Origin of the sequence: Mesorhizobium sp. 2RAF45, from assembly GCF_052115225.1 — a bacterium.
Lineage (GTDB): Bacteria > Pseudomonadota > Alphaproteobacteria > Rhizobiales > Rhizobiaceae > Mesorhizobium > Mesorhizobium jarvisii.
Map to the genome: position 1 here is coordinate 317,203 of NZ_JBFRGG010000001.1, position 26,059 is coordinate 343,261.

27 protein-coding genes and 4 pseudogenes are annotated in these 26,059 nt (G+C 60.9%); 14 read left to right on the top strand and 17 right to left on the bottom strand.

Annotated features, from left to right (window positions below; genetic code table 11):
• Window positions 1-463: 463 nt before the first annotated feature.
• The 13 genes and pseudogenes from AB4Z43_RS01545 to AB4Z43_RS01605 form a co-directional block, all read right to left on the bottom strand.
• Window positions 464-718 (bottom strand): cytochrome C oxidase subunit IV family protein, encoded by a 255-nt coding sequence (locus tag AB4Z43_RS01545; RefSeq protein WP_441935520.1) that lies wholly within the window; start codon window positions 716-718, stop codon window positions 464-466.
• Complete coding sequence (locus AB4Z43_RS01550; protein WP_441935522.1) at window positions 715-1,353, bottom strand: cytochrome c oxidase subunit 3; 639 nt, start codon at window positions 1,351-1,353, stop codon at window positions 715-717. The genes AB4Z43_RS01545 and AB4Z43_RS01550 overlap by 4 nt, the downstream gene beginning before the upstream one ends.
• On the bottom strand, window positions 1,353-2,993 hold the full coding sequence (gene ctaD, locus AB4Z43_RS01555; RefSeq protein WP_441935524.1) for a cytochrome c oxidase subunit I: 1,641 nt from the start codon (window positions 2,991-2,993) through the stop codon (window positions 1,353-1,355). Before ctaD ends, AB4Z43_RS01550 begins: the two co-directional genes overlap by 1 nt.
• Entirely contained in the window at window positions 2,990-3,949 is a 960-nt protein-coding gene (gene coxB / locus AB4Z43_RS01560; RefSeq protein ID WP_441935526.1) for a cytochrome c oxidase subunit II, read from the bottom strand. Before coxB ends, ctaD begins: the two co-directional genes overlap by 4 nt.
• Window positions 3,946-4,701 (bottom strand): SCO family protein, encoded by a 756-nt coding sequence (locus tag AB4Z43_RS01565; protein WP_441935528.1) that lies wholly within the window; start codon window positions 4,699-4,701, stop codon window positions 3,946-3,948. Before AB4Z43_RS01565 ends, coxB begins: the two co-directional genes overlap by 4 nt.
• Complete coding sequence (locus tag AB4Z43_RS01570; RefSeq protein ID WP_441935530.1) at window positions 4,698-5,198, bottom strand: hypothetical protein; 501 nt, start codon at window positions 5,196-5,198, stop codon at window positions 4,698-4,700. Before AB4Z43_RS01570 ends, AB4Z43_RS01565 begins: the two co-directional genes overlap by 4 nt.
• Entirely contained in the window at window positions 5,191-6,321 is a 1,131-nt protein-coding gene (locus AB4Z43_RS01575) for a hypothetical protein (protein ID WP_441935532.1), read from the bottom strand. The genes AB4Z43_RS01570 and AB4Z43_RS01575 overlap by 8 nt, the downstream gene beginning before the upstream one ends.
• A complete protein-coding gene (locus AB4Z43_RS01580) occupies window positions 6,318-6,857 on the bottom strand; it encodes a c-type cytochrome (RefSeq protein ID WP_441935534.1) in 540 nt (179 codons plus the stop codon). The genes AB4Z43_RS01575 and AB4Z43_RS01580 overlap by 4 nt, the downstream gene beginning before the upstream one ends.
• On the bottom strand, window positions 6,854-7,381 hold the full coding sequence (locus tag AB4Z43_RS01585) for a DUF3341 domain-containing protein (protein WP_441935536.1): 528 nt from the start codon (window positions 7,379-7,381) through the stop codon (window positions 6,854-6,856). Before AB4Z43_RS01585 ends, AB4Z43_RS01580 begins: the two co-directional genes overlap by 4 nt.
• Complete coding sequence (nrfD, locus tag AB4Z43_RS01590) at window positions 7,378-8,757, bottom strand: NrfD/PsrC family molybdoenzyme membrane anchor subunit (RefSeq protein WP_441935538.1); 1,380 nt, start codon at window positions 8,755-8,757, stop codon at window positions 7,378-7,380. The genes AB4Z43_RS01585 and nrfD overlap by 4 nt, the downstream gene beginning before the upstream one ends.
• The gene (locus AB4Z43_RS01595; RefSeq protein ID WP_441936147.1) at window positions 8,750-11,299 is read right to left on the bottom strand and encodes a 4Fe-4S dicluster domain-containing protein; all 2,550 of its coding nucleotides are present in this window, start codon (window positions 11,297-11,299) and stop codon (window positions 8,750-8,752) included. The genes nrfD and AB4Z43_RS01595 overlap by 8 nt, the downstream gene beginning before the upstream one ends.
• A gap of 249 nt (window positions 11,300-11,548) precedes the next feature.
• Window positions 11,549-11,734: pseudogene (locus tag AB4Z43_RS01600) on the bottom strand (TAT-variant-translocated molybdopterin oxidoreductase); the annotation flags it as partial.
• Entirely contained in the window at window positions 11,718-12,374 is a 657-nt protein-coding gene (locus AB4Z43_RS01605; protein ID WP_441935540.1) for a cytochrome c3 family protein, read from the bottom strand. The pseudogene AB4Z43_RS01600 and the gene AB4Z43_RS01605, both read right to left, overlap by 17 nt.
• Window positions 12,375-12,569: 195 nt before the next feature.
• Between AB4Z43_RS01605 and AB4Z43_RS01610 the strand changes: the two genes are divergently transcribed.
• The 10 genes and pseudogenes from AB4Z43_RS01610 (at window position 12,570) to AB4Z43_RS01655 (ending at window position 22,636) form a co-directional block, all read left to right on the top strand.
• Complete coding sequence (locus AB4Z43_RS01610) at window positions 12,570-15,035, top strand: membrane-bound PQQ-dependent dehydrogenase, glucose/quinate/shikimate family (RefSeq protein WP_441935542.1); 2,466 nt, start codon at window positions 12,570-12,572, stop codon at window positions 15,033-15,035.
• A 77-nt stretch (window positions 15,036-15,112) separates the two neighbouring features.
• The gene (locus AB4Z43_RS01615) at window positions 15,113-16,081 is read left to right on the top strand and encodes an SDR family oxidoreductase (protein ID WP_441935544.1); all 969 of its coding nucleotides are present in this window, start codon (window positions 15,113-15,115) and stop codon (window positions 16,079-16,081) included.
• 10 nt (window positions 16,082-16,091) lie between these two features.
• Window positions 16,092-17,804: an HAD-IIB family hydrolase gene (locus AB4Z43_RS01620; protein ID WP_441935546.1), complete on the top strand. Its 1,713-nt coding sequence runs from the start codon at window positions 16,092-16,094 to the stop codon at window positions 17,802-17,804.
• 20 nt (window positions 17,805-17,824) lie between these two features.
• On the top strand, window positions 17,825-18,025 hold the full coding sequence (locus AB4Z43_RS01625) for a hypothetical protein (RefSeq protein ID WP_441935548.1): 201 nt from the start codon (window positions 17,825-17,827) through the stop codon (window positions 18,023-18,025).
• Between the two features lie 112 nt (window positions 18,026-18,137).
• The gene (locus tag AB4Z43_RS01630; RefSeq protein WP_441935550.1) at window positions 18,138-19,331 is read left to right on the top strand and encodes an HlyD family secretion protein; all 1,194 of its coding nucleotides are present in this window, start codon (window positions 18,138-18,140) and stop codon (window positions 19,329-19,331) included.
• The gene (locus AB4Z43_RS01635) at window positions 19,328-20,920 is read left to right on the top strand and encodes a DHA2 family efflux MFS transporter permease subunit (protein WP_441935552.1); all 1,593 of its coding nucleotides are present in this window, start codon (window positions 19,328-19,330) and stop codon (window positions 20,918-20,920) included. The genes AB4Z43_RS01630 and AB4Z43_RS01635 overlap by 4 nt, the downstream gene beginning before the upstream one ends.
• Window positions 20,921-20,989: 69 nt before the next feature.
• The gene (locus AB4Z43_RS01640) at window positions 20,990-21,307 is read left to right on the top strand and encodes a plasmid stabilization protein (protein ID WP_441935554.1); all 318 of its coding nucleotides are present in this window, start codon (window positions 20,990-20,992) and stop codon (window positions 21,305-21,307) included.
• Between the two features lie 17 nt (window positions 21,308-21,324).
• Entirely contained in the window at window positions 21,325-21,768 is a 444-nt protein-coding gene (locus AB4Z43_RS01645) for a PPC domain-containing DNA-binding protein (RefSeq protein WP_441935556.1), read from the top strand.
• A 34-nt stretch (window positions 21,769-21,802) separates the two neighbouring features.
• Window positions 21,803-22,192 (top strand): annotated as a pseudogene (locus AB4Z43_RS01650) (GFA family protein).
• Window positions 22,193-22,216: 24 nt separating this feature from the next.
• Window positions 22,217-22,636 carry an HD domain-containing protein gene (locus tag AB4Z43_RS01655; protein WP_441935557.1) on the top strand — a complete coding sequence of 140 codons (420 nt, stop codon included), beginning with the start codon at window positions 22,217-22,219 and terminating at the stop codon, window positions 22,634-22,636.
• Between the two features lie 14 nt (window positions 22,637-22,650).
• Here AB4Z43_RS01655 and AB4Z43_RS01660 read toward each other — a convergent pair whose 3' ends face one another.
• The 3 genes from AB4Z43_RS01660 to AB4Z43_RS01670 form a co-directional block, all read right to left on the bottom strand.
• Window positions 22,651-23,061 (bottom strand): DUF427 domain-containing protein, encoded by a 411-nt coding sequence (locus AB4Z43_RS01660; RefSeq protein WP_441935559.1) that lies wholly within the window; start codon window positions 23,059-23,061, stop codon window positions 22,651-22,653.
• Between the two features lie 81 nt (window positions 23,062-23,142).
• Window positions 23,143-23,325: a hypothetical protein gene (locus tag AB4Z43_RS01665; RefSeq protein WP_441935561.1), complete on the bottom strand. Its 183-nt coding sequence runs from the start codon at window positions 23,323-23,325 to the stop codon at window positions 23,143-23,145.
• A gap of 59 nt (window positions 23,326-23,384) precedes the next feature.
• Window positions 23,385-23,573, bottom strand: a complete 189-nt coding sequence (locus AB4Z43_RS01670; protein WP_441935563.1) for a DUF2934 domain-containing protein — start codon at window positions 23,571-23,573, stop codon at window positions 23,385-23,387.
• Between the two features lie 373 nt (window positions 23,574-23,946).
• Here AB4Z43_RS01670 and AB4Z43_RS01675 point away from each other — a divergent pair, with 373 nt between their 5' ends.
• The 3 genes and pseudogenes from AB4Z43_RS01675 (at window position 23,947) to AB4Z43_RS01685 (ending at window position 24,801) form a co-directional block, all read left to right on the top strand.
• Window positions 23,947-24,084, top strand: a complete 138-nt coding sequence (locus AB4Z43_RS01675) for a hypothetical protein (RefSeq protein ID WP_441935565.1) — start codon at window positions 23,947-23,949, stop codon at window positions 24,082-24,084.
• 119 nt (window positions 24,085-24,203) lie between these two features.
• Window positions 24,204-24,308: pseudogene (locus AB4Z43_RS01680) on the top strand (MgtC/SapB family protein); the annotation flags it as partial.
• A gap of 52 nt (window positions 24,309-24,360) precedes the next feature.
• Complete coding sequence (locus AB4Z43_RS01685; RefSeq protein WP_441935567.1) at window positions 24,361-24,801, top strand: MgtC/SapB family protein; 441 nt, start codon at window positions 24,361-24,363, stop codon at window positions 24,799-24,801.
• Between the two features lie 64 nt (window positions 24,802-24,865).
• Here the strand turns inward: AB4Z43_RS01685 and AB4Z43_RS01690 are convergent, their stop codons facing one another.
• Window positions 24,866-25,339 (bottom strand): DUF6894 family protein, encoded by a 474-nt coding sequence (locus tag AB4Z43_RS01690; RefSeq protein ID WP_441935569.1) that lies wholly within the window; start codon window positions 25,337-25,339, stop codon window positions 24,866-24,868.
• Between AB4Z43_RS01690 and AB4Z43_RS01695 the strand changes: the two are divergent.
• Window positions 25,338-26,056, top strand: a pseudogene (locus tag AB4Z43_RS01695) (Crp/Fnr family transcriptional regulator). The gene AB4Z43_RS01690 and the pseudogene AB4Z43_RS01695 overlap by 2 nt on opposite strands.
• Window positions 26,057-26,059: the final 3 nt, after the last annotated feature.

The window sequence follows — 26,059 nt, forward strand, 5'->3', positions numbered from 1 at the left end:
TGGACAAGTGCGGGCGCAGTTTCCAACGCCGTTCGCGCCCTAAGCGAAAGCGCTCAGCTGTAATCCCGGTTGACCCTTGCTTTGGCTATGTCAGTCCACGAAGGCAACCAAGCCAAACGGCATTCTCGGGTGTTTGGTGTACGGAACCGCGTGCGGATTTCTATTGTGCTGATAACGCTCCACTAGCAGTGACTGCACCTTTTCCAACGGTGCGGACAATGTCTGGTTTACAGCCAGTGCAGAGCTGAACTCTAGGTCCGATATTGGGCGCTAAGCTGTCGTATGGCCAGTCAAATGCATAAATCCGGTTCTGGTAGGCGAACGCCTTCAAGGTTCATTGCTCCTGGGAAGTTGGTGTACGTGTTGGTGGGCCTGTAGGACATCCTCCGGGCGGCGATTTCATTGGTTTTCATGGGCCAGAATCTGAAATCCCTACTGCTTCGTATTGTCCTGCGACCACATTTCACTGCCCAACGAACGCCAAGCCAAACAGAATGGCCATCCACAGGCCCGTCGCGGCAACGGCAAGGCGCGGTAGGATGCCCTCTTCCGCCAACTGCATGAACCGAATGGCTATGATGACGGCCTTGACAGCGGCTATCGCGAGATTGAGCGCGGAGTTCAGCCCGCCGAGGTCGAGGAAAGACGAGCCGACCGTCAGAGCCAACAGGGCCAGCAGTCCGCAATAGGCTAATGTGAGTTTGCGAAATTCGGTCATCGGTTGATCAGGTAGAGAATTGGGAACAGGAAGACCCAGACGATGTCGACGAAATGCCAGTAGAGACCGATCGCCCGCACGCGGCGGAGCCGGCTGGACTGCGTCGCGCGCGGCCAAAGCACCAGCATGCCCGCGATGACGACGATGCCGCACATGAGATGCAGCGCGTGCAGCGACGTCATCGCGAAATAGAGGCCGAAGAAGAACTCGGCGTGCGTGGGATCGGGTCCATCATAGGTGAACGGGGCGCCAAGCACCGGAGCGACGCCTTCGCGGAATTCCATCGTGTATTCCGCTGCCTTGATGCCGAGGAAAGCCAAGCCCAACAACGCCGTTCCAGCGAGCGACCAGGTCGATGCGCGCCAACGGCTCCTCCTGGCGAAGAGATGGGTGAGCGCCATGGCGAAACTGGACGAGATCAGCACGAAGGTGTTCAGCGTGCCGAGTGGGAGCGATAGGTGGTGTGATGCGGCGGAAAAGGCCGGCCCGTAGCTGATCCTCGCGATGAGGAATACCAGCAGGATCGCACCGAAAAGCATCGCTTCCGACCCGATGAAGATCCACATCGCAAAAGTATCGGCAGCCTGTTCGCGGGCCGGCGTGTCGAAGGCAACGCTTTCGGTCGGCGCGCCCATCAGGCTTCGTCCTTGTGCGGACTGAACTTCTCGTGTTGCAGCCCCTTCATGTCGTAATCGTAAGCAGGACGGCTGACCTTCGGCATGACGTCGAAATTTTGCGGCGGCGGCGGTGAAGCAGTCCGCCATTCCAGCCCTGTCGCGCCCCACGGATTTGCGGGCGCGCGGGCGCCGCGAAACAGCGACCAGCCGAGATAGAACAGCGGCATCAGGTAGCCCACCGCCAGCACGACGGCGCCGGCGGAGGACAGGATGTGCCAGAACTGAAACTCCGGCGGATAAGTGTGATAGCGTCTTGGCATGCCGAGGAAGCCGAGCACGAACTGTGGGAAGAAGGTGAGGTTGAAACCAAGGAAGGTCACGGTCGCGGCAATGCGTCCGCAGGTCTCGGAATACATCCGGCCGGTCAGTTTGGGCCACCAGAAGTGCAGCCCGGCCATGTAGGCTGTCACCATGCCACCGACCATGATGTAGTGGAAATGCGCGACGACGAAGTAGGTGTCGTGGACATGCACATCGATGGCGAGCGCCGCCAGGAACAGGCCCGCCAGTCCGCCGAAGGTGAACAGCGCCAGGAAGAACAGCGCGTAGAGCATCGGCGTCTCGAAGGTGATCTCGCCCTTGCGCAATGTCAGGCTCCAGTTGAAGACCTTGATCGCGGAGGGAATTGCAACGCAAAACGAGAGGAACGAAAACAGCACCCCGGCATAGGCCGACTGGCCGGAGACGAACATGTGATGGCCCCACACCAGGAAGCCGAACACCGCGATTGCCATCGACGACAGCGCGACGGCCTTGTAGCCGAACAGCGGCCGCCGGCTGAAGCAGGGCAGTACTTCCGAGACCACGCCCATGCCGGGCAGGATCATGATGTAGACGGCGGGATGTGAGTAGAACCAGAACAGATGCTGGAAGAGCAGCGGGTCGCCACCCAGCGCCGGGTTGAAGATGCCGATGCCGAACACACGCTCCAGCACGATCAGGATCAGCGAGGCGGCGAGCACCGGTGTTGCCAGCACCATGACCAGCGCGGTCGCATACATCGTCCAGACGAAGATTGGCAGCCGGAACCAAGTCAGCCCTGGCGCCCGCAGCGTGTGAATGGTGACAATGAAATTGATGCCGGTCATGATCGTCGAAAAGCCGACGATGAAGACGCCAAGGGCCGCCATCGAAACGAAGCCGTTGGCGTAGAGCGTGGAGAGCGGTGTGTAGAAGGTCCAGCCGGTATCGACGCCGCCAAAGACCACAGAAGCCAGGGCAAACAGGCTGCCCAGGATGAAGACATACCAGCTTGCCAGATTGAGGCGGGGAAAGGCGAGATCCCGGGCGCCGATCATCAGCGGCAGAAGGAAATTGCCGAGCGTGGCGGGGATGGATGGCACCAAGAAGAACCAGACCATGATGATGCCGTGCAGGGAAAACAGCCGGTTGTAGGTGTCATCCGAGACGAGGTCGCCGGCAGGTGTCGCAAGCTCTATGCGTATGAGAACGGCAAAGGCGCCGCCGAGGAAGAAGAAGGCAGTGAGTGAGATGAGATAGAGCCAGGCGACGCGCTTGTGGTCGGTGGTCAGCAGCCACGCAGCAGGACCGGCACCCTCCCCCAGATAGCTCGATGGCCTCAATGCCTCGGTGCTCATTGAACTGCCTCGCTCTTGGCTGCCGCGCGCGGCGACAGGGATTTGAGATAGGCGAGCAGCATCTGCATCTCCCCCTCATCGACCACGCCGTCGAAACTCGGCATCACTGGATCATAGCCGGCGGCGATTTCCTTTTTCGGATTGAGGATGGAATCGCGGAGATAGCGGTCGTCGGCGATGACCGTCTGCTGATTGCCCAACGCCACCGGCTGTCCGAAGATACCGGCCAGATCTGGTGCCCTAACCTTGCTGGGATTGCCGTGGCATCCCGAGCACCCCAGTGCGCGAAACAGCTTTTCACCGTCGGCGGCAAGCGTGTCGCCCTGCCCCTGGTCGCTGAGCCACGCAGCATAGGCTTCCGGCGTCATCACCGTCACCCAGCCACCCATTTCGGAATGTTGTGTCCCGCAATACTGCGCGCAGAACAGATGGTAACGACCGGGCTCGTCGGCGATGAACCAGACATGCGTCGTGCGCCCCGGCACGGCATCCTGCTTGACCCGGAAGGCCGGCACGAAGAAGGAGTGGATGACGTCCTGCGACGCCAGCGACACGATCACGGCCTTGCCGACCGGCACATGCAGTTCGTTGATTTCACGCTGGCCGCCGGGATGGCGAAACTCCCACATCCATTGCTTGCCAAGGCCAGCGATTTCGAGCGCGTCGATGGGCGGATGCTCGCGACGCAGGAACAGCACGGCGCCCCAACCGAAGATGACGAATGCGATCAGCAAGCTGACGACTGTCCAGGCCACTTCCAAGGGCAGGCTTCGCGTCCGTTCGCCGGTCCGGTCGGCCTTCGAACCGGCACGGTATTTGATGGCGTAGAAGACGACGAGGCTGGCCAGGAAGAGACCTAGTGCGAAGGTGAAGGCCAGCAAGGTGTAGAACAGCGTGTCGACGCTGCTGGCGATCGACGACGCCTCGGGCGATGTGAAGGGGATGCCGAAGCTCAAACCCGCCTCCGTCGCGTAAGTATGAAAAGGCTGACGCCAAGACCCAAGAGTGTCGCTGCCCCTGCCATCTTCACAGCCGCCTCTATCGCGGACGTGTATTGCCCTTTCGACGTATCGAAGCCGGCGCAGAGCAGGAAGATATGGTCCGCGATCGAGCCCAGCCGGCCGGCCGATGCTTCGACGAGAGCAAGCTTGAGATCGCGCGGTTCGAAGTTCAGCGCCGGCAGCACCCGTGCGATCCTGCCCTGCGGCGTCAGTGCGATGACGGCGATCGGATGGACATATTGGGCGATCCGATCGCGCCGATCGAAGGTGATGCCGGCTTCGGCTGCAAGCGCGGCACCGGAATCGTCAGCGCTGGTTAGGAACCGCCAAGCCGCCAGCCCCTCCTCACCAGCGGACGGCGCGACTTCGGCTCGCGCCGTGATCGCGTCCTGAGTGGTTTCGGACGGATCTATCGAGACGAAAAGCGCCCGGTAGGTCTGGGGATCGAGGCCCGTCTTGTTCAGGTCCGAGGCAACCGCCTGCTGGGTGACGCCGCACAGATTGGGGCATTTGTCGTAACCGAAGATGACAAGCGCCGGTCGGCCGCCGAGAATTTCGGACAGTTGGCCCTCTCGGCCCGACGCATCGCGAAAGACCTTGTCGAGACCGAGCTGCGCGCCGATATGCGGATCGAAGGATGGGCGCCCTACCGCTCCGGCCGCGTTTGAAGCGAGCAGCACAGCCAGGACCAGGAGTGAGCGTATCATGGCCGCACCGCAGGGGCCGGCGCGACAAGGTCTTGCGGTCTCGCCGCGTCAATGGGGAGTGCCGGATCAGCAGCCGTGTTGCATTTGTGGGCTTGGGGCGTCCGGGGGACCTGCTGCTTGAGCAAAGCACAATCCTGACCTGTCGAAACGACTTGATTCGCCCAGTCCGGCAGTCCTTGAACGGTGACCAGTTTCATCGCGTCTTGGATCGGGATGCGTGCGATGCCGGCATTGCGGTCGACCCAATCGAGCTTTTCGAGTTCCGCGTCTTCCTGCTTGCGGAATGCAGCAAGGTCGGTTGCCGGCTCCCGTTGCAACATTGGATTTGTTTCACTGCTGTCCGCCCCAGCATCTGTCAGCGGCCAGTATGGCGTCGTATTGAAAATCAGCTTCAGCGCTATCGCGGCCAGCGCCAGGAAGACGAGCAAGCCGGCGCCGAAGAGCAGCAGCGCCCGTGGCCGTACATCGCGCGTTTCGGGATGCAAGGCCTTAGCCACGGACCTGCCTCCCGCGCCAGAATGAAATCCGGTTCGGCTCTGACAAGGTCCAAAAGAACCAAGCGCACCACGCGCCACCGGCACCCATGATGGCCGTCAGGTCCGTCCACGATATCGGCGCCGACAGAGCCGGGCGGATGCGCCAGACGACGTCGGCGAAATGTCCGGCCAGCACAAGCGCCCCAAGGCCGAGCAGGCCGCGATGACTGCGCTTGGCCGAGCGGTTGAGGAAGCCTGCGAATGGGACAACGAATTGCAGCGCGATCAGCAGCCACAGCAGGTATTGCCAGGCATGCTGGCTGCGGAGGATGTACCAGTGGATTTCTTCCGGCAGGTCGCCGGCCCAGATGATGAGCCATTGCATGAAGGACAGGTAGGCCCAGATGAGCATGAAACCGAACAGCATGTTGGCGACGTCTTCGCCCAGCGCCGTATTGTCCTCGCCGCCCGGCATCGTCTCGATCGCACGGCCCGCGGCCAGTACAGCCAATGCCAGTGCGCAGGCGCCGACGACCTCTGCTGAAGCCTCCAGCATGGCGTAAATCGTCGAATAGAAATCCGGCTCGATCGATAGCATCCAGTCGATGGCAAACACGGTCACGGCGAGGCCGTGAACGATGAGCCCGATTGCATAGGGACGGCTCGTTGTGGCTCTTGCCCTGTTTTTATCTGGCGCTGTCCATCCAAGGATCAGCCAGCCAAGCACCAGCCAGATCAAGGCGCAGACGATGGAGCGAATGATGAAGAACGGCACGTTGAGATAGGCAAGCTTTTGCCGCACCGTCTCCGGCAGCATGGTTGGGTCTGTTCCCGCCCATGGGAAAACCAGATCAACCCGTGTGACAACAGGCAAGAGCAACAGCAGGGCCAGCGGCAAGGTCGCGACAAGGGCCCGTAACGGCGCGCGCAGAGCTTCGCCCCAGCGACCGCCGGTCAATCCATGCACCATAAGGATCGTCATCGCCCCAAGCGGCAATCCGAGCAGGAAGAGCGCGACCGTCAGCCACCCGGCCAGCGTGCTTCGCGGATCGACGAACAGTCCAAGGCAGCACAGCACAAGCCCACCGGAGGCAACCAAGGCGGCGACAGCGACATAGCCATCGGGCCATGCGGGACGCGTCATCGCGTTGCCTCCGCATCCAGTTTCGCACGAAGATCGTCAGGCAATGCACTCGCAGGTGCATATCGTGAATATTGCAGCGTCCTGATGTAGGCGACGATCGCCCAGCGGTCGTTCGGGGGCACCCGCGCGGCATAGGAATACATGGCGCCATAGCCGTTGGTGATGACGTCGTAGAAATGTCGATCCGGCGCGTTGCGCAGCGCGTCCTGGTGATAGCTCGGCGGCGCCGGAAAGCCGCGCTTGACCACCATGCCATGGCCGTCACCGGTGCGGCCGTGACAGGGCGAGCAGAATATGTCGAAACGCTGCTGGCCACGCTGGAGCAGCGCCATGGTGATTGGATAGGGAATGCTGTTGGGCGTTGGGGTCAGGTCAGCGTCGCGCGTCACTGTACCTTCAACCGGTGTCCTCGCCGACATGCCGTCGGCGAACTGCGTGCTGCTCGCGAGCGGATTGTAGCGCGGCTGGTCGGCCATATCCTGCTTGCAGCCGGCGATCAGCGCTAAGAGCGACAAAAGGAGCGTCGGTGGCCTCATGCGTCGACCTCCTCGACCGTTTCGGCGCCAAGCCGCGTCAGCTGCGCTTTCGTGACGCCCTTCCGAAATTTCGGGTCGGCCGCTTCGACGAGCAGGTAGAATTTGCCGCCACGTGCATAGGTGAAGGTCTTGGCGTTGAAGACCGGGTGATAATATTGTGGCAGCCCGTTGGCCCAGAGCATGCCGGCGAAGCCGGCCAGCGCGGCCCCCAGAATGGCCGCCTCGAACGCGATCACCGTGAAAGGCGGCCAGGAGTGCAGTGGCCGACCGCCGACATTGAGAGGATAATCCACCTCGACCGAATAGAGGATCAACGCATAGACCAGCAGCCCGCCGGCAACAGCACCGATCAGCACCACCCATGGCAGTCGCGTCTTGCGCATGCCGAGAATGTCGGCAAGGCCATGTACCTCATATGGCGAGAACGCGTCCATGCGCCCGTAGCCCTTGTCGCGCATCGTCCGTGCCGCCAGCGTCAGCGCTTCCGGATCCGCGAATGCCGCTATGACACCATAGAGGCTCATGCCGCGCGGCCCTTCTCTTCGGCCAGTTCCTCGACTTCGAAGATGGTAATTGCCGGCAGGATACGGATGAACAGGAAGACGAGCGCGAAGAAGGTGCCGATCGAGCCGAACAGGATGCCGAAGTCGAGCCAGGTCAGCGATTGTTCGCCCCACGAGGACGGCAGGTAGTCGCGGCTCGGGCCAGTGACGACGATGACATAGCGCTCAAGCCACATCCCGACGTTGATGACCAGCGCGATGGAAAACAACAGCGGCATGTTGAGCCGCACACGGCGAAACCAGAGAAGCTGGAGCACGACGCAGTTGCAGAACAACATCGTCCAGAACAATGGCGCGTAGGGGCCGACCGCGCGCTGAGCCATCATGGCGCGCTCGTAAACCTGCCCGGAATACCAGGCAAAGAACGCTTCGGAGGCATATCCGTAAATGACGATCATGCCGGCTGCGATCATCAGCTTGGCGGCGTTGTCCATGTGCCGCAGCGTGATCAGATCCTCGACCGCGAATGCCCAGCGCAAGGGGATGGCGATCGTCAGCACCATGGCGAAGCCGGACAGTAGCGCGCCGGCGACGAAGTAGGGAGGGAAGATCGTGGAGTGGTAGCCGGGCGTGATGGCGAAGGTGAAATCGAGCGCGACGATCGAATGCACCGAAACGACGAGCGGCGTCGCCAGCGCCGCCATCAGGAAATACACAGTCTGATAGCGTGCCCAATGGAAGGCCGATCCACGCCAGCCGAGCGCCAGAATGCCGTAGAAGACTTGCCCTGCGCGCGAGGTGGCCCGGTCGCGTAGCACGCCGAGATCGGGCACCAGACCCATGTACCAGAACAGCAGGGACACGGTGGCATAGGTAGAAATAGCTGCAAAATCCCAGACCAGCGGGCTACGCCATTGTGGCCAGTGCATGTGGGTGTTGGGCAGCGGCAGCAGCCAATAGAAGAACCACGGCCGGCCAAGATGCAAGATGGGGTAAAGCCCGGCCATTGCGACGGCAAACAGCGTCATTGCTTCCGCGAAGCGGTTGATCGAGGCGCGCCAGGGTTGGCGCAAAAGCAGCAGCACGGCCGAGATCAGCGTGCCGGCGTGACCAATACCGATCCACCAGACAAAACTCGAGATCAGCGTGCCCCAGACAACAGGGATGTTGATGCCGTAGGCGCCGACACCGACCGAAATCAGGTAGGTGATGGAAAAGAGGAACAGCAGCACAAAGGCGAAGCAGACGAAAAAGGCGGCCCAGAACAGCCGCGGCAGCTTTCCGTCCAGAACAACGGCGCTGATGCGACCGCTGATCTCCGGAAAATAATGGCGGCCGCGCAGCACAGGCTGCCGCGATGGCGCCTTTCGGCCTCTGGCAACGGACGCGTCAGCCATTGCCGGTCTCCGCGCCAGGCTTGCCGGAAATTTGAGTGTTCGGGTTGGTGATTTTGCCGAGATAGGTGGTGCGCGGCCGCGTGTTGAGCTCCTCCAGCAGCGCATAATTGTGGGGCATGCTCTTTTCGCGCGCGACTTTCGAACCCTTCTTGCTAAGGTCACCAAAGCTGATCGCCTGGGTCGGACAGGCTTGCTGGCAAGCGGTGACCACTTCGTCGTCAGCGATCTCCCGGTTCTCGATCTGGGCGCGGATGCGTTTCTCGGAAATTCGCTGGACGCAATAGGTGCATTTTTCCATGACGCCGCGTGAGCGCACGGTGACATCGGGATTGTGCACGGCCTGCTGCGGCCCGGCAGAGTCCTTGTCGAAGTCCTGGTAGCCGAAGAAATTGAAGCGCCGCACCTTGTAGGGACAGTTCTGCGAGCAGTAGCGCGTGCCGATGCAGCGGTTGTAGACCTGCGCGTTCAGCCCGTCATGCGTATGGATGGTCGCGTTGACCGGACAGACGACCTCGCACGGCGCCCTCTCGCAGTGCATGCATGGCACCGGCTGGAAAAACATGTCGGGATCGTCGACGGTGCCCTCGTAATAGCGGTCGATGCGCAGCCAGTGCATTTCATGGCCGCGTATCGCCTCATCGGGACCGACGGTCGGGATGTTGTTTTCGGCCTGGCACGCCGAAACGCACGCCATGCAGCCGATGCAGGCCGACTGGTCGATCGTCATCCCCCAGGCTTCCTGATCGTACGTCCAGTCGGGATACAGGGACTCGGTGGGCGACGCCGGCACATTCTCGCGCACGAAATATGGATTGTCCCTAAAGGTGCCGAGCGTCGCATGACGCACGATCGCCCTGCCCTCCATCGCCTGATGGTGCTGGGTCGTGATCACACGCGCTGACCCTACGCGCGGGGTTAAAACGTGGTCATCGGCAAACCAGGGAGCGCCGGCGGTCCGCAGGGCAAAGGCATCGTAACCACCAGCCAGCGCAGCGACCGATCCGACCTTGCGACCAAAGCCCAGTGATAGTGTAACGGTCTCTTCCGGCTGACCCGGCGTGATCCAGACCGGCGCATCGATATCCTTGCCGTTGCGCGCCAGGTTGATCACCTGCCCGTTCTCGAGCCCCAGACGCTCAGCGGTGGCCGGCGAGATCAGCGCCGCATTGCCCCAGACAAGTTTGCTCAGCGGCCGAGGCAGTTCCTGCAACCAGGAAGAATTGGCGTGGCGGCCGTCACGCAGCCAGGGATCGGCGACGAAGCGGACCTCCAATCGATCGGCAATGGAGGCTTGAGGAACAGATCCGCCAATATCTGACGGCATGGTGACGGTGACGAGAGCGGCGGCACTGTCCGGGACCACACCGTCACGCAGCGTCTTGTGCCAGGCCGGCTCGTCCAAGGTCTTCCACGTCGCGCGCACCAGTGCCTGCCCGTCAGCGTCGTAGTCACCGCCGAGCGCGGCTAGCAGCTGATGCAGGCTCTTGCCGCCAAACAAGGGCTGGACGAGCGGCTGCACGATCGAAGCCCTGCCGTCATAGGCGCGGATATCGCCCCAACTTTCCAGTTCGTGCGTGGCGGGAAGGTGCCAGTGCGCCAGAAATGCCGTCTCGTCGCGGTAGAGCCCCCAGTGGACAAGAAGCTTTAACCTGGAGAAGGCCTTGCGGACATCGATGTCCGATGGCGCGGTCTGCAGCGGATTGGAGCCGAACACGACGACCATGTCTACGGAACCGCCTGCGATGGCTTGGCAGAGCGCCGCAAGGTCACCATCGCTTGGCATGACATCAGGAGGCTCGATGAATTCCAGCGTGTTGCCGATGGCACCAAGCCTGGCATTGAGGGCAAAGGCCGCAGCATTGACGAACGGCGTTTGATGCGCCCCCGGCACCACCAGGGCGTTGCGGCCGGCGCTGCGGAGATCATCGACCATCGCAATTGTCCACGTTGGCTCGAGCGGCGACGGACCGGCTGTCACTTTGTCGCCTTCGAGACCCGCTTTGAGCGCAGCCGCAATACCCTCTAACGCACCTGGCCTGACGGCACGACGATGATCGGCCGCCGCACCCGTGATCGTCGGCGTCGACTCGATGACGTAGAGACGGCTCATCGTGTCGGTCGATTTACGCATGCGACGCCGGTTGGCGAAGTCTCGGGCATAGGCCAGACGACCTGGCCCTTCCCCCAGAAAGTCTGCATCCAGACTGACGATCACATCGGCGCGATCGAAATAGTAGATTGGCGTCAACGGCTTGCCGAACAGTTTCGCCGCTGCCTGCTCGCCGGAATTGGCCGCGAGCGCATTGTGTTGGAAGACGCGGAGCTTGGGATATCGGTTCTTAAGCGCTTCAATCTGAGCTTTTGCTGTCGGTGATGTCGTCGCTTCGATCAGCAGAGCCAAGCCTTGTCCGCCTGAGGCCGTCCATCCACCGGCAAGCCCGGCGGTATCTTTCAGAAAGTCATCGTAGCTGGCCGGCTCGCCTTGCTTGAGCGGCGTACGCGACCGTTCTGGATCGAACAGCGACAACACCGCAGCCTGCATGACGGCATCGGTTGCACCGTGTGATGCCGGGTGATCCGGATTGCCCTCGACCTTGGTCGGCCGGCCTTCATGGCACTCGACAACAGCGCCGATGCCGTAGCCATCACTGGAGAGAGCTGTCGCGTAGTAGAGCGGCTTGCCGGGAATGACATTTTCCGGCTGGCGTACATAGGGCACGATACTTTCAGCCTCGCTGCAAGCAGTCAGGCCGGCAAGCGACAGCGACGCTCCCATCAGCTTCAACATCATGCGGCGGTCGACAGTGAGCGGCATGCGCTCCGCAATTGCGGGAAACTCAGCTTCGACAAAGCGTTGAAATTCCGCGCTATCAGCCAATTCATCCAGGCTTCGCCATGGTTCACGCCTCGCAGCGGCGAGCCGAAGTGCGGCAAGGTCGGAAGCCGCGACCGGCTTGATGTCAGCGGTGGCAGACATAGCAATCCGTCATGGTCTGGGTGTGAATGTCGAGAATGCTGATCAGCGAGCGCCTGACGTCTTGGACGTCTTGCGGCGGTTTCCAATGCATGAGGAAAACATCCTGCGGCGGGCGAAGATTCGGGCCGGGATCGCGGTGGCAGCCGAGGCACCATTCCATCGACAGCGAATGCGCCTTTTGCATCAGTGGCATATCGTCGACCTCGCCGTGGCAGGTCTCGCAGGCGACACCCTTGGCGATGTGGATCGAATGGTTGAAGTAGACGTAGTCCGGCACCGAATTGACGCGCTGCCACTCCAATGGCTGTCCTGAAGCCAGACTTGCACGCACCGGCGCCAGCATGTCTGCATTGGTGAAGAGCTGCGAATGGCAGGTCATGCACACCTCGGTCGCAGGCAGTCCCGCCGAAGCTGATGTCTCCACACCGCCATGGCAATAGCGGCAGTCGAGCCCGATTTCGCCGACGTGGTGCTTGTGGCTGAAGGGGACTGCCTGGGCTATCGGTTGCCCGACCCCGGTGACGAAGCCGGAGCGCAAAAGCGCTGTTCCTCCGATAGCCACCACCATGGCGAAAATACAAGCTCCCCACAGCACGAAGCGGGCAATCCCATTGGCGTTGCTGGAAAAGACCTGCGGCATCCCCCTCGCCGATTTGCATGAGCAAGCTTGTGGATCGAGCGCCTAACGACGCCGATGTGGCAAAGGTTCCGTCAGGACGGACTGCTCACAAAATGGTGAGCCGCGAGCGTCTCCGAAAATCAGAACCGTTCGCAACCATGTGTAACGGCCGGCGTTCGGGATGATCACAATTGATCCGCATACGGAAATCTTGCCATGCCCCAAGTCGCCGCCGACCCAACCTCCACTCAGGCCCGCCGTTCCGGCCTCGCCTTCTGGTGGACCATGTTCGTGGGCATGTTGCTGGTGATCCTTGGCTTGCTGATCGGTGCCGGCGGCGCCTGGCTGATCGCGCTGGGCGGCTCGTGGTACTATCTGCCAACCGGAATTGCGCTGCTGGTAGCAGGCGCTCTTCTTATGAGCGGCAATGTCGCCGGAATCTGGCTTTACGTTCTGACCTGGATTGCCACGCTGGCCTGGGCCTATTGGGAAGTCGGCATGGACGGCTGGGGACTGGTGCCCAGGGTGCTGGCGCCGACGGTCGTCCTGGTTTTCGTGCTGTTGACCCTGCCCGCCTTTGGCCACGGACGCGCGAGGCGGCTTGGTGACGGCGGTTACGCGGCCGCATCGGCCGTTGTTCTGGTCCTCGCCTGCGCACTCGGGCTTCACCATTTCACCGTGGCGGCACAGTCCCAGGAAGCTCCGGCTCCAACCGGCTCGCCGGTGCCGAACCAGGCGAGCGCCACTGCCGCATCCGGTCAGACCGATTCAACGGTGCATCCAGCCGGGCCCGATTGGCCGGTCTATGGTGGCTCGGAACTGGCAGCCCGTTACTCGCCGGTAAAGCAAATCAACGCAGACAACGTTTCGCAGTTGACCAGGGTCTGGGATTTCCACACCGGCGACATGCCTGACAAGGCGGCCAAGGATAAGTATTCGCCCGAAAACACGCCGCTCGAAGTGGGCGGTCACCTTTATGCCTGCTCGGCCAAAGGCATCGTCATCTCCGCCGACGCTGCCACCGGCAAGGAGGACTGGCGCTATGATCCGAAGGTCTCTGATGACGCCATTCCTTATGGCGCCAGTTGTCGCGGTGTCGCCTACTACGCCAAGCCGGGCGCCAGTGCGGACCAGCCCTGCGCTGCGCGCATCGTCTGGAGTACGCTCGACGCCAGGCTCATTGCCATTGACGCTATGAACGGCAAACTCTGCACCGATTTCGGCCAGCAAGGCATAGTCGACCTCACGCAAGGGCTGGGGAAAACGGTACCAGGCTGGTACTCCGTGACCGCACCGCCGACCATCGTGCGCGGCATCGCCGTGCTGGGTGCGCAGGTTCAGGACGGCCAGGCCGAGGATGCGCCATCGGGTGTCGTGCGTGGTTATGACGTGGTCTCGGGCAAACTCGTCTGGGCCTGGGATATGGGCCATCCCGACCGCACAGGCGCGCCGCCGGAAGGCGACACCTATACGCGCGGCACGCCGAACATGTGGACGGTCGCAGCGGCCGATCCGCAACTCGGCTACGTCTATCTGCCGCTTGGCAACGCCGCCGTTGATTACTATGGCGTCGATCGCAAGGATTTCGAAAACCAGTACAATTCCTCGATCGTCGCCATCGACGTCACGACAGGAAAGCCGGTCTGGCATTTCCAGACCGTTCACCACGATCTTTGGGACTACGACCTCGGTTCGCAGCCGACGCTCGTCGATGTCCCGACAGACGCCGGCAAAGTGCCCGCGATCATCGTGCCGAGCAAACAGGGTCAGATCTACGTACTCGACCGCAAGACGGGCAAGTCGCTCTTCCCGGTCGAGGAGCGGCCGGTGCCATCCGGCGGCGTTGAACCCGACAAGCTGTCGAAAACCCAGCCCTATTCCGGCTATGCGCATCTCGACCAACCGGTGCTGACCGAAAAGAAGATGTGGGGCATGAGCCCGCTTGATCAGCTGTACTGCCGCATCCAGTTTCGGCAAGCTTTCTACCAGGGAGAGTTCACCCCACCGACGGTCGACAAGCCCTTCATCGAATATCCCGGCTACAATGGCGGTTCCGACTGGGGCAGCGTTGCGGTCGATACTAACGACGGCATCCTGATCGCCAACTACAACGACATGCCGAACTACAATCAGTTGCTGCCGCGCGAGAAAGCCGACCAGATTGGTTTCAAGTCGATCGAACAGGGCGGCGGTTCCCAGAAATCGAAGGATATGGGCAACCCGCAGATGGGATCTCCCTACGCCATAGCAGTCAACGCCGGCTGGCGGCTATCGACCGGATTGCTTTGCTCCGAACCGCCATACGGCCACATACGCGCCATTGATCTGAAAACGGGCAAGACGCTGTGGGACGAGCCGCTTGGCAGCGCAGTCAACAACGGGCCGTGGGGCATACCGTCGATGCTGCCGCTCGACATCGGCACGCCCAACAATGGCGGGCCTCTGGTGACGGCGGGCGGCCTAATCTTCATCGCCGCGACAACGGACAACAAGCTGCGGGCCATCGATATCAAGACTGGTAAAGTCGCGTGGCAAACGGACTTACCTGCCGGTGGTCAAACCACGCCAATGACCTATGAGGTCGACGGCCGGCAGTACGTCGTCATAGCTCCCGGCGGTCATCATTTCATGGAGACGAAGGTCGGCGACGATGTCATCGCTTACGCGTTGCCGAAAGGCTGACCAAGGCTCTTTCGACATGCTGTGCAAACGTTTTTGCTCGCCGCACGTTCTCTGTTCTCCAAACCGAGGAGACAACCATGCAAACGAAGTCGCAGACATCAGCGGAAGCCGCCAAGCAACGCCATATCCAGCGGGGCATCGACACCAAGGACAAATCGAAAGGCAACGGCAAAACTCACGCAATGCAGGCCGGTGCTCGCACTTATCCGGAGCCACCTTTCCCCAAGCAGCATCAAACCAAGCCTGGGCATGAATGGGCGGTCGAGCCAGCGCCACTGTATGATGCGCCGTATTATCTCGGATCAAAAAAACTCGACGACAAAGTAGCCCTCATCACGGGCGGCGATTCCGGCATTGGCCGCTCCGTCGCGGTGCTCTTCGCCCGCGAAGGGGCCGATATCGCGATCGTCTATTTGGCTGAAGACAAGGACGCCGAAGAGACCAAGGCCGCTGTCGAAAAAGAAGGCCGGCGGTGCATGCTGGTCAAGGCCGACGTTAGCAAGCGCAAAGATTGCCGCGGCGCGGTGGCAGACATTGTGAAGGAATTCGGCCGCATCGACGTGCTGATCAACAATGCTGCTTTCCAGATTCACTCCACCGATTTCAGCGACCTGACCGAGGAACATTTCGACACGACGTTGAAGACCAATCTTTACGGCTATTTCCATATGGCGCAGGAAGCCGTGCCGCACATGAAACCGGGTTCGGCAATCGTCAACACCGGATCGGTGACCGGCATCGATGGCTCGAAGGCACTGGTCGACTATTCGATGACCAAGGGTGGCATTCACGCGTTTACGCGCGCCCTCTCAGGTAATCTCATCGGCAAGGGCATTCGTGTGAACGCGGTTGCGCCGGGACCGGTGTGGACACCCCTCAATCCCTCGGACAAGGAAGCCGATGACGTGTCGAAATTCGGTGCGGACACGCCCATGAAACGGCCGGCGCAGCCGGAAGAACTCGCCCCGGCCTATGTGTTCCTGGCCTCGTCGCAGTGCTCGAGCTACATCACCGGCGAAATCCTGCCGGTTGTCGGCGGCTACTGAGGCCAAGGCGATGTATTTCATTGCATTGGCGACAGACTATGACGGCACGCTGGCGCATGATGGGATCGTCACCAAGAAAACACTTGCGGCGCTCGAGCGATTCAAGAAAAGCGGCCGCAAGCTTATTTTGGTCACCGGGCGCGAGCTGCCCGACCTCAAGCGTGTGTTTCCCGAAATTGGCCTGTTCGACAAGGTCGTCGCCGAAAACGGCGCGCTGATCTACACGCCTGCAAGCGAGGAGGAACGGAAGATATCACCGTCGCCCGATCCCAAATTCGTCGCCAGGCTGAAGAAGGCCGGTGTCAAGCCCTTGTCGGTCGGCAGCTCGATCGTCGCCACCTGGGAACCGCACCAGGCGACCGTGCTCGAAATTATCAAGACGATGGGGCTGGGGCTCGATATCATCTTCAACAAGGGCGCCGTTATGATCCTGCCGAGCGGTGTCAACAAGGCCACCGGACTGGCCGCGGCATTACAGGACCTTCGGCTGTCGCCGCACAATGTCGTTGGTGTCGGCGATGCCGAAAACGACCATGCTTTCCTCAAGGTTTGCGGCTGCAGCGTCGCCGTCGACAACGCGATCCCCGCCGTCAAGGACACCGCCAATTTGGTCATGCGCGGCGCACGCGGAAAGGGCGTCGAGCAACTGATCGATAGAATGATCAAGCGCGATCATGGGATCGTGTCGAGGCGCCATGACGGCATCGTTCTCGGATCGGCCGGAGGCGACGACACCTATCTGTCGCCGACAGACACGGTCCTAATCGCCGGCAGCTCTGGCATAGGCAAATCCACATTGGCGACCGCGCTGACTGAACGCTTTGTCGAAGGCAAGTTCCAGTTCTGCGTCTTCGACCCCGAAGGCGACTATGACGGGCTTGAGGGCGCCGTCCGGCTGGGTGATGGATCCACACCACCAACCAAGGCGCAGGTTCTGGACCTGATTGCCAAGGCCGACAGCAATGTCGTCGTCAATGGACTGGCGCTGCGTGTCGACGAGCGGCCGGATTTCTTTGCCAACCTCCTGCCCGACCTCGGCAGTTTTCGCAGGCGTACCGCGCGACCACAATGGCTCGTCATCGACGAAGCCCATCATCTTCTGCCCAAGCGACGCGACGATACGCGCGCGATCCTGTCCCTAGAGTTGCCAGGCACCATCCTGATCACGGTTCATCCCGAGGCGATCTCGACCGACGTCTTGCGTCTGGTGACGGCTGTCATCGCGCTTGGTCCCAAGGCGAAGGATGTCGTTAAGGCCTTTTGTCACGAGACCGGCATTGAGCCGCCGAAAGAGTTACCCAGGCCGAAGGGCTCACGCGTGCTGTTCTGGCGACCGCAGTCCGGCAAGAAGCTCAAGACGGTGAAGGTCACGGAGCCGCGTCAATCGCTCAAGCGGCACAGCCGCAAATATGCCGAGGGTCAGCTCGATGAAGCCGGCAGCTTCTATTTCCATGGCCCCGACAATGCGATGAATCTTCGGGCTCACAATCTGATGATCTTTGCCCAGATCGCCGATGGTATCGACGACAAGACCTGGGAGTTCCATCTGCGCGCCGGCGACTATTCGCAATGGTTCCGCCATCAAATCCGCGACAAGGATCTCGCCCGCGAAACCGCCGAGGCGGAAAAGGACAAGAAGCTCTCGGCCGAGGAAAGCCGGAAACGCGTGCTCGACGCCGTCCGCCGGCGGTACACGGCGCCGGCGACCGCGCCCGAGGGGTAGCGCGAGACAGGAGACGACCCGTGAGCGACGATCGGCATGATGATCCCGGCGACGACAGGCGCAGCCAGCCTGCCTACAGCGAAGACGGCCCCGTGTTCTCGGCGCAGCAGGCGCGACAGGGCGAGATCATCCTGCGGACCCGCACGCGTCGTATCATCTTCATCGCGGGCTTGGTTGGCATCCTGGTCCTGGCGGTCGTGGTCCGGTTTGCAATCGGCTGACTGGCCTTTCTTGATACGCAATCGAGTCGGCCTGTCAGGAACCTTTCCAAACAGTTGTCGTTAACTCGCCGCTGCCAAAAATTGCGGTCGGCGCTTTCTTGAGAGTTCTCCCGTGGACGCGAAAACCGAAATCAAAGAACCCGGCGAAACCAGCGATGCGCGCGGCTCATCGCACAAAGTCAAATCCGACGCCTCGCCAAAACGCAGCAAGGATGCAACTGAGGCCGACGATCCAAAGGCCAAAGAGCCCGACGAGCAGGCGGAAAAACCAAAGCCCAGCCTGCTGAGTTTCCCAAGGAGACACCCGTTCATCTCCATCGCGATCCTGATCGTGTTGCTGCTCGCTGCCATCGGGCTGGTTCTGTGGTGGCTGAACGCGCGCCAGTATGAATCGACTGACGACGCTTTCATCGATGCCCGCACCGTAACGATCGGCGCCGAGATATCGGGCCGCATTACCGATGTTGCGGTGACCGACAACCAGCCGGTCAAGGCCGGCGACGTGCTGTTGCGCATCGACGATAGCGACTATCAGGCGTCGCTCAAGCAGGCGGATGCAGCAGTCGCATCCGCGGAGGCCGATATCGTCGACGTGGCGGCCCAGATCGAGGCTCAGAACGCCAAAGTCGATGAAGCGCAGAAGCAGGTTGCGCAGGCTCAGGCCGCGCTTGATTTCGCCAAGGCCGAAGACAAGCGCAACAGCGAACTGCTGGCGAAGGGCGCGGGCACACAGCAGCAGGCGCAGCAGGCCTCATCTACCTTGCGGCAGGATCAGGCGGCATTCGACAGTGCCGAGGCCAGCGTCGCCGCCGCCAAGAGCCAGATCACCGTGCTGCAGGCGCAGGGTAAGAGTTCCCAGGCGAAGCTCGAACAGTCCAAGGCCAGCCAGGACCAGGCGCGCACGACCTTGTCGCGTGTCACCGTGGTGGCCCCTGTCGCCGGTCGCGCGACCAGCATTTCAGCGGCCAAGGGCACTTATGCCCAACCCGGCCAGGTGCTGATGATGTTCGTGCCCGACGATGTCTGGATAGAGGCCAATTTCAAGGAAACGCAGATCGATCTGATGCGGCCTGGCCAGCCCGTCGACATTGATATCGATGCCTATCCGGACAAGACATTCCGGGGTCGCGTCGACAGCATCCAGGCCGGCAGCGGCACGGCGTTCAGTGTACTGCCAGCAGAGAATGCGACCGGCAATTTCGTCAAGGTCGTGCAACGCGTGCCGGTCAAGATCGTGTTCGACAACCCGCCGGACGTTTTGCTTGGACCGGGCCTTTCCGTCGTGCCAACGGTCAAGGTGCGGTGAGCGATCAGGCACAGACGCAAGGCGACGAGAGCCGGTCGGCGGCCGGCGGCCGCAATCCGTGGATCATCGCAGTCGTCGTGTCGATCGCCACCTTCATGCTAGTGCTCGACACATCCATCGCCAACGTCGCGTTGCGCAACATCGCCGGCAGCCTGGCGGCGGGCATGGACGAGAGCACGTGGATCATCACAACCTATCTCGTCGCCAACTCCGTGATCATTCCGGTCAGCGGCTGGCTCGCCAGCGTCATTGGCCGCAAGCGCTATTACATGATCTGCGTCGCGACCTTCACGCTCGCATCGCTGCTTTGCGGGCTCGCGACAAACCTGCCGATGCTGATCGTCTTCCGCATCCTCCAGGGGCTCGGCGGCGGCGGCATGGCGCCGAGCGAGCAGTCCATTCTCGCCGACACGTTCCCGCCGGCCAAGCGTTCGCAGGCCTTCGCGCTCTACGGCATCGCCGTCATAGTCGCGCCAACCGTCGGACCGACAATCGGCGGCTGGCTGACCGACAATTTCTCCTGGCACTGGATCTTCTTCATCAACGTGCCGTTCGGCATCATGTCGCTCGCCCTTGTTCAATGGCTTGTCGTCGAACCCGACGTGCTGGAGCGCGAACGCAAGGAGCGGCTCGAGGGTGGCCTGAAAATAGACTGGGTCGGATTCATCCTGGTCGCGACGGCCCTAGGCTGTCTGGAAATCTTCCTTGACGAGGGCCAGCGCAATGACTGGTTCCAGTCGAGTTTCATAACCACCTTTGCCGTCATCTCGGCAGTCGCATTCCTCGTCCTCATCCCATGGGAATTCCGCAATCGGGATCCGATCGTCGATATGCGTCTGATCTTCAGCCGTCAATTCGGCACCGCGTTCACGGTGATGATGGCTGTCGGCGCCGTCCTGTTCAGCACCACCCAAATATTGCCGCAGTTGCAGCAGGAGACATTCGACTATACCGCGACGCTTTCGGGCCTTTCGATGATGCCGGGCGGCATCGCCATGCTGATGCTGATGCCGATCTCTGGCTTCGCCTCCGGCATGGTGCAGCCCAAATACCTCATCATGATCGGCATGGCGGCCGTGGCGGTTGGGCTGTGGCACCTGACGACGCTATCGGGCGATGCCGGCTTCAGCTATTTCGTCTACGCTCGCATTTTCATCACCATTGGGTTGCCCTTCCTGTTCATCCCGATCTCGACGGCTGCCTATGTCGGGTTACCGCCGCAAAAGACCAATCAGGCCTCCGCGCTGATCAACGTGGCGCGCAACATCGGCGGCAGCATTGGCGTGTCGCTGTCCAACACCGTCATCGCGCAGAACGCGCAAATCCATCAGTCGAACCTGGTGGCCCATACCGCGCAATCGTCGCCCGCCTACCAGAACGCACTCCAGCAGGCGACGCAGCATTTCGCTGCACAGGGCGCTTCGATGATAGAGGCCAAGCAGCAAGCGATCGGCTGGCTGGCGCAGATGATCGGGCGTCAGGCATCCCTGCTCGCCTATATCGATGTCTTTCGCTACAGCGCCATAATCACAGCCCTTCTGGTGCCGATCGCCCTGCTGCTGCGCTCGCCAAAATCCGAAAAAAATTAGCCCGCGATCCGCGGTTGGAACCTGAGGGGCGGCATGACGTTCAAGCTCCGTTGAAGAGGAGAAACCGCCATGCCACGAGGCGACAAATCGAAATACACTGACAAGCAGGAACGCAAGGCCGATCACATTGCCGAAGGCTATGAGAAGCGCGGGGTTTCCGACAAGGAAGCTGAACGGCGCGCATGGGCGACCGTCAACAAGGACGACGGCGGCGGCAAGAAGGAAGGCGGCTCCGGACGCGGAGAGCACACGGGTCATCCCGCAGCCCACAAGGGCGGCAAGATCGGCGGCAAGGCATCAGCTTCGCGTTCAGCCTCAAGCCGGTCGGAATCGGCAAAGAAGGCCGCGGCAACCCGCAAACGCAATGCCGAACATCGCGCTCATTAAACGATCTGGATAGAGCTATGAAAGCGCAGCTCGTCAACGAAGTCGGTGAACAAAGAACCTTCGTCGTGGTGCTCGATCCCGGCGAAGAGGCATTTGGTGTGCTGACCGCATTTGCCGCTGAGCAAAGGATTGGCAGCGCTTCCCTGACAGCCATCGGTGCGTTCGAAAGAGCCATCGTCGGCTGGTTCGACCTGAACACCAAGTCCTATCGCAAAATCCCCATTGACGAACAATGCGAAGTGCTGAGCGCGATCGGCGATGTTGCGCTGGGGGACGATGGAAAATCCAGCCTCCACGTCCATGCGGTGCTTGGATTGAGCGATGGGACCACCAGGGGCGGGCATTTGCTTGAGGGCATTATTCGGCCGACGCTTGAGGTGACATTGGTGGAATCGCCTGGCCATCTGCGTCGCCGCAAGCGTGCCGGATTGGGCGTCGCTCTGATCGATCTGGATGGCTAACGCCGGCAGCCCGGATTCCGACAACGGCATGGCCATGATCGGCGGCTGTCTTTGCGGCAATATCCGTTTCAGCGTCACCAGCGAACCGAGAGTCCACTACTGGCATTGCGAGATGTGCCGGCGCGCGACCGGCAGTGCCTTCGCGGTGCTGGCATGGTTGCCGTCCGAATGCGTGACCTGGACTGACTCAGCACCAACCTATCGCCGGTAATCGCCGATTGCCCAAAGGGGGTTCTGCCCGGCCTGCGGCTCGCCGCTTACCCTCGCTTACGACGCTTCACCCGGCGAAATCGCTTTGCATGTCGGCACATTCGACGATCCGGCGTGCCTGGAACCTCGCTACAATTATGGATCGAGGCAGCGGCTCGGTTGGGTTTGCTGCGGATTGAACCTGCCACACCACGACACCGAAGAGCGATGGTGAAGTCATGCCACGGAGCCGCAGCAGATGAGCATTTTCTACCGGGCAGCCAAGATTGCCGAGGAGGTTCACGCCGGCCAGCACGAAAAAACAGGGCGGCCCTATATCGAGCATTGCCGCCGTGTCGCCGATGCCGTCGAAACCATCGACCAGAAGGCTGTGGCCTACCTCCATGATGTGCTGGAAAAAGGTGATGGCTGGAGCCGGACCAGGATCGAGCAGGCAGGTTTTGGTCCAGCGATTGCTTCTGCAGTCGACGCCATGTCGCGCAGGGATGGCGAGGATTACTTTGTATTCGTGCGGCGCGCGGCATCGAATCCATTGGCGTTGCCGGTCAAGCGCGCGGATCTGCAAGACAACATTTGGCAGTCGCAGCAGATCGTAGCGTCGGCGTCCAAATACAAAGAAGGACTACGAATCCTCGATAAGGAATTCCTGAGCCGCTAGCCCACCCTTCATTCCTACTCGATCACATGAGGCGTATGCCGCTTGTCTTCCGATGGCTCGACATCGATCCGCACCTTTTCAGGATCGAACGCGCCGTGACCCACGATCGCCCTCGCCGCAGTGTCTGGTGTCTCATAGGCCCACAGGACGTCGTCCGCCGAACTGCCCACGGCATGGACGCGCCAATAGCTTGCCGTGCCTTTCAGCGCACATTCGCTCGTGGTGTTGGTCTTTTCGAAAAGCTCGAAATAGATGTCCTTGAACGGGATATAGAACACCGGTTCGTGTCCTTGTTCCCGCAGCACCTTGGCACGGTCCGTAGCGGCGACGATGGCATCGGAAAATTTCACCGTCACCGTGCCAGCAAACGGTTCTATCACCAGGTGACCTTGGTGGCGTGTTGTGGTGGCGATTGAAGCATGCATATCGGTCCTCCTGCTGTTGCCAGGTGTTGCGGCTCAAAAACGGGCGACGGACAACACCAACGTGGCGTTACGGGACGAGGGTCATTTACCAGCCGGCGCTATGGCCGGTTGATCGCCACCAGTCGTCGATTTGGGTCTGGCGTCTTGGTCGACCGGTGGGTTCTTGTTGATGGTGTCGGTGTTGGCCTTTGTCGGCTCGGTGCTGTTGTCGCAGGCAGCAAGCGCCAGACCAGCGACCAAGATCAGCAATGACAAGGGTCTCATTGTCGAGGCCTCCTCTGGTTGATATCGACAAATGAAGCTCCGGCGGCCGGGCCAGGCCTTCAACCGCTGGTGCTTTTCGACCCAACTCCAACCACTGGAGCGGCTTCCCTGCGTTCAGTCTCTGGGCCTTCCGCTTCTATTTCCTGCACTGCTTGGTCCCAGTGCTCCTGATCACGGCCGGCTGGGCGCCCTTCGCGCTCCCAGATTTCGTAGGCTCGCCGTTTGATGCGCTCATCCCTGCTGTCCATGGCTTGATCCTCCGATCCTCCAACTCCAATTCGGCAGGATATTTTTTGTTCCTCTCTGGCCGCGAGGAGAACGGCTGGAGCGCTGATATCTGTCAGATGAGTTCGGTTGGTAATTTTCGTACAACAATTTTTCCGTGACACTCCTACGCTGGCAGATTTATGAATTGGCTCGGCGCACGGGCAACCACCCCATGCCTGCCGCTATGCCTGATTGCCCGCAGCGCGGGCTGTTGCGATGCCACGGTGACGCCATGCGAGAATTACCGAAGGACATTGACGCTGACGTGGTGATCGAAATCGCAGGCTGCTCGACGAGAATGCCGCGTTCGTTCCCGTCCGGGTCCATGAGCTTGCAGCGAGGGTGAGGCGGAAAGTGACGACACGGTTGCCGGACTCGTCGATCGAGGAACTGATCGTCGAGATGGCCTCGGCGCGGCAGCTGGCCATGGCGTTCGATCTGCCCGACACGGAAAATGTGGTGCAAATCCCCGTGCACCGCCCGAAACGCTAGAACAGCTGCCCAATTCCAGCCTGAGTCCTTCCAACCGGCCGCCGAGCGGCACGGAGAACTTAACGTGCGGCCAGGCATTGGATTTGCACAATAGTTGACCTTCGAGCCCAGGCCTTTCGATGCCTCTTAATCCCGACTGGCAAGATATCGCCGCGCGCCTAATTCGGACTGTGATTGCCGGCGCGCTGATTGGATTGAACCGCGAGGAGCGCAGTCACTCAGCCGGTTTCAGAACGACCATTCTGGTCGGTCTGGCCGCCGCTCTCACAATGGTCCATGCAAATATCCTACTCGGCGTCTGGCAAGAATCCGGATTCATTTGCCTCCATGGATGTGTTGCGCTTTCCACTTGGCGTGTTGACGGGAGTCGGCTTCATCGGCGGCGGCGCGATTCTTCGCCGTGGCGATCTTGTGAGTGGCGTCACCACGGCCGCCACTCTGTGGGTGATGACGGCGATCGGCTTGGCATTCGGAGGTGGTCAATATGGATTGGGGACGGCCGGAACTTTGCTGACTTTGCTGACGCTTCTTGTCCTGGAGTGGGTCGACGTGCGTATTCCACGCGACCATCGTGCTGATTTGGACATCATCTGGAAAGGCGGCAAGGCAGGCGACCTGTCGGACATCATCGAGCCGCTCGGATATCGGGCACGCCTGGTGGGCACTGAGCGCCGCCGAGATATCGAGAGCCAGGTGTTTTCGTTCGAAATCGGCTGAACGCGAGCTGACCACAGCCGGCCACCAACCGATCTGCTGGAACTCGTGGACAAGCATTGCGAGATCACACGATTCCGTCTCGTCCGCGAGCCCATGCATTGATGGCGTCGTCAGCTGCTCCAAGCGGCGTTGAGCGTGAGCGACGCTTCGAACGCCTCTGTTCCAGCTTCATCGCGCATTTTGACGTTATCTTGACCAGGTCACGATCCGGCATCTCGTCGCGCGCCACGTCATGCAAGATGCGAAGTGCTTCAGCTCTTGCGCGATCCCTGGATTCGAAAAATTGGCCGGTCTCGTCCGCGACCAGCCCATCACTGTTGTAAAGATCGAAATAGTAGCGTTTCATTCGTCTCTCGCCGGAAAGCTCCAACGTTCTAAATACGTTGAAATGGTTATTGTTCCCGTCCAAATCGGCGTTTCCGCGAAAACCGGCGCAGCCTGTCAAACGAGAGCGTTCGTCCTTCTCCCGATGGTTAAGGTTTTGAGCTCTCACACACAGGCGATCGCCGTCCCACGTCGATTGCCGCGAGGTAGCCATGCTGGAATCCCTTTATCTGCAACTCGGCCAGCATGACGAGCTGTCGAACGAAGAGAAGGCTCTGCTGGTCGAGACAATCGCCTTTGGAAGAGATTTTGAAAAGGGTCAGGATCTCGTCTCGACTGGCTCGCGACCAGCCTACAGCACCATGTTGCTCGACGGCCTCGCGGCACGCTACAAAGTGCTCGAGGATGGTGGCCGGCAGTTCACCTCCCTGCAGGTGCCTGGCGACTTCGTCGACCTCCACGCCTTTCTGCTGAAGACAATGGACCACGGCATCGTTGCGCTCTCGCCTTGCCGTGTCATGTTCGCGGACCACAGCAAGTTGAGGACAATTCCGAACGCGCCCCGCACCTAACCCGCTTGTTGTGGCTCGACACGCTGGTCGACGGCGCCATACACCGCGAGTGGATCGTGGCAATGGGCCGCCGCTCCAAGACCTCGCATCTGGCTCATCTCATCTGCGAGCTCTTCGTGCGCCTGCAGGTGGTCAAGCGCACTAGCGGCATGAGCTTCAACCTGCCTCTTTCGCAAGCCGAGATGGCCGATGTGCTGGGGTTGTCGGTGGTGCATATGAACCGGGTGATCGGATCCCTGAAAAAGACAAAGGTGATCACCTGGACGAACCACACAGTCACCATTCTGGATTGGGATCAACTTGCAGAGCTCGCTGAGTTCGATCCAACGTATCTGAGCATGAACAACGAACCCAGATAGGGC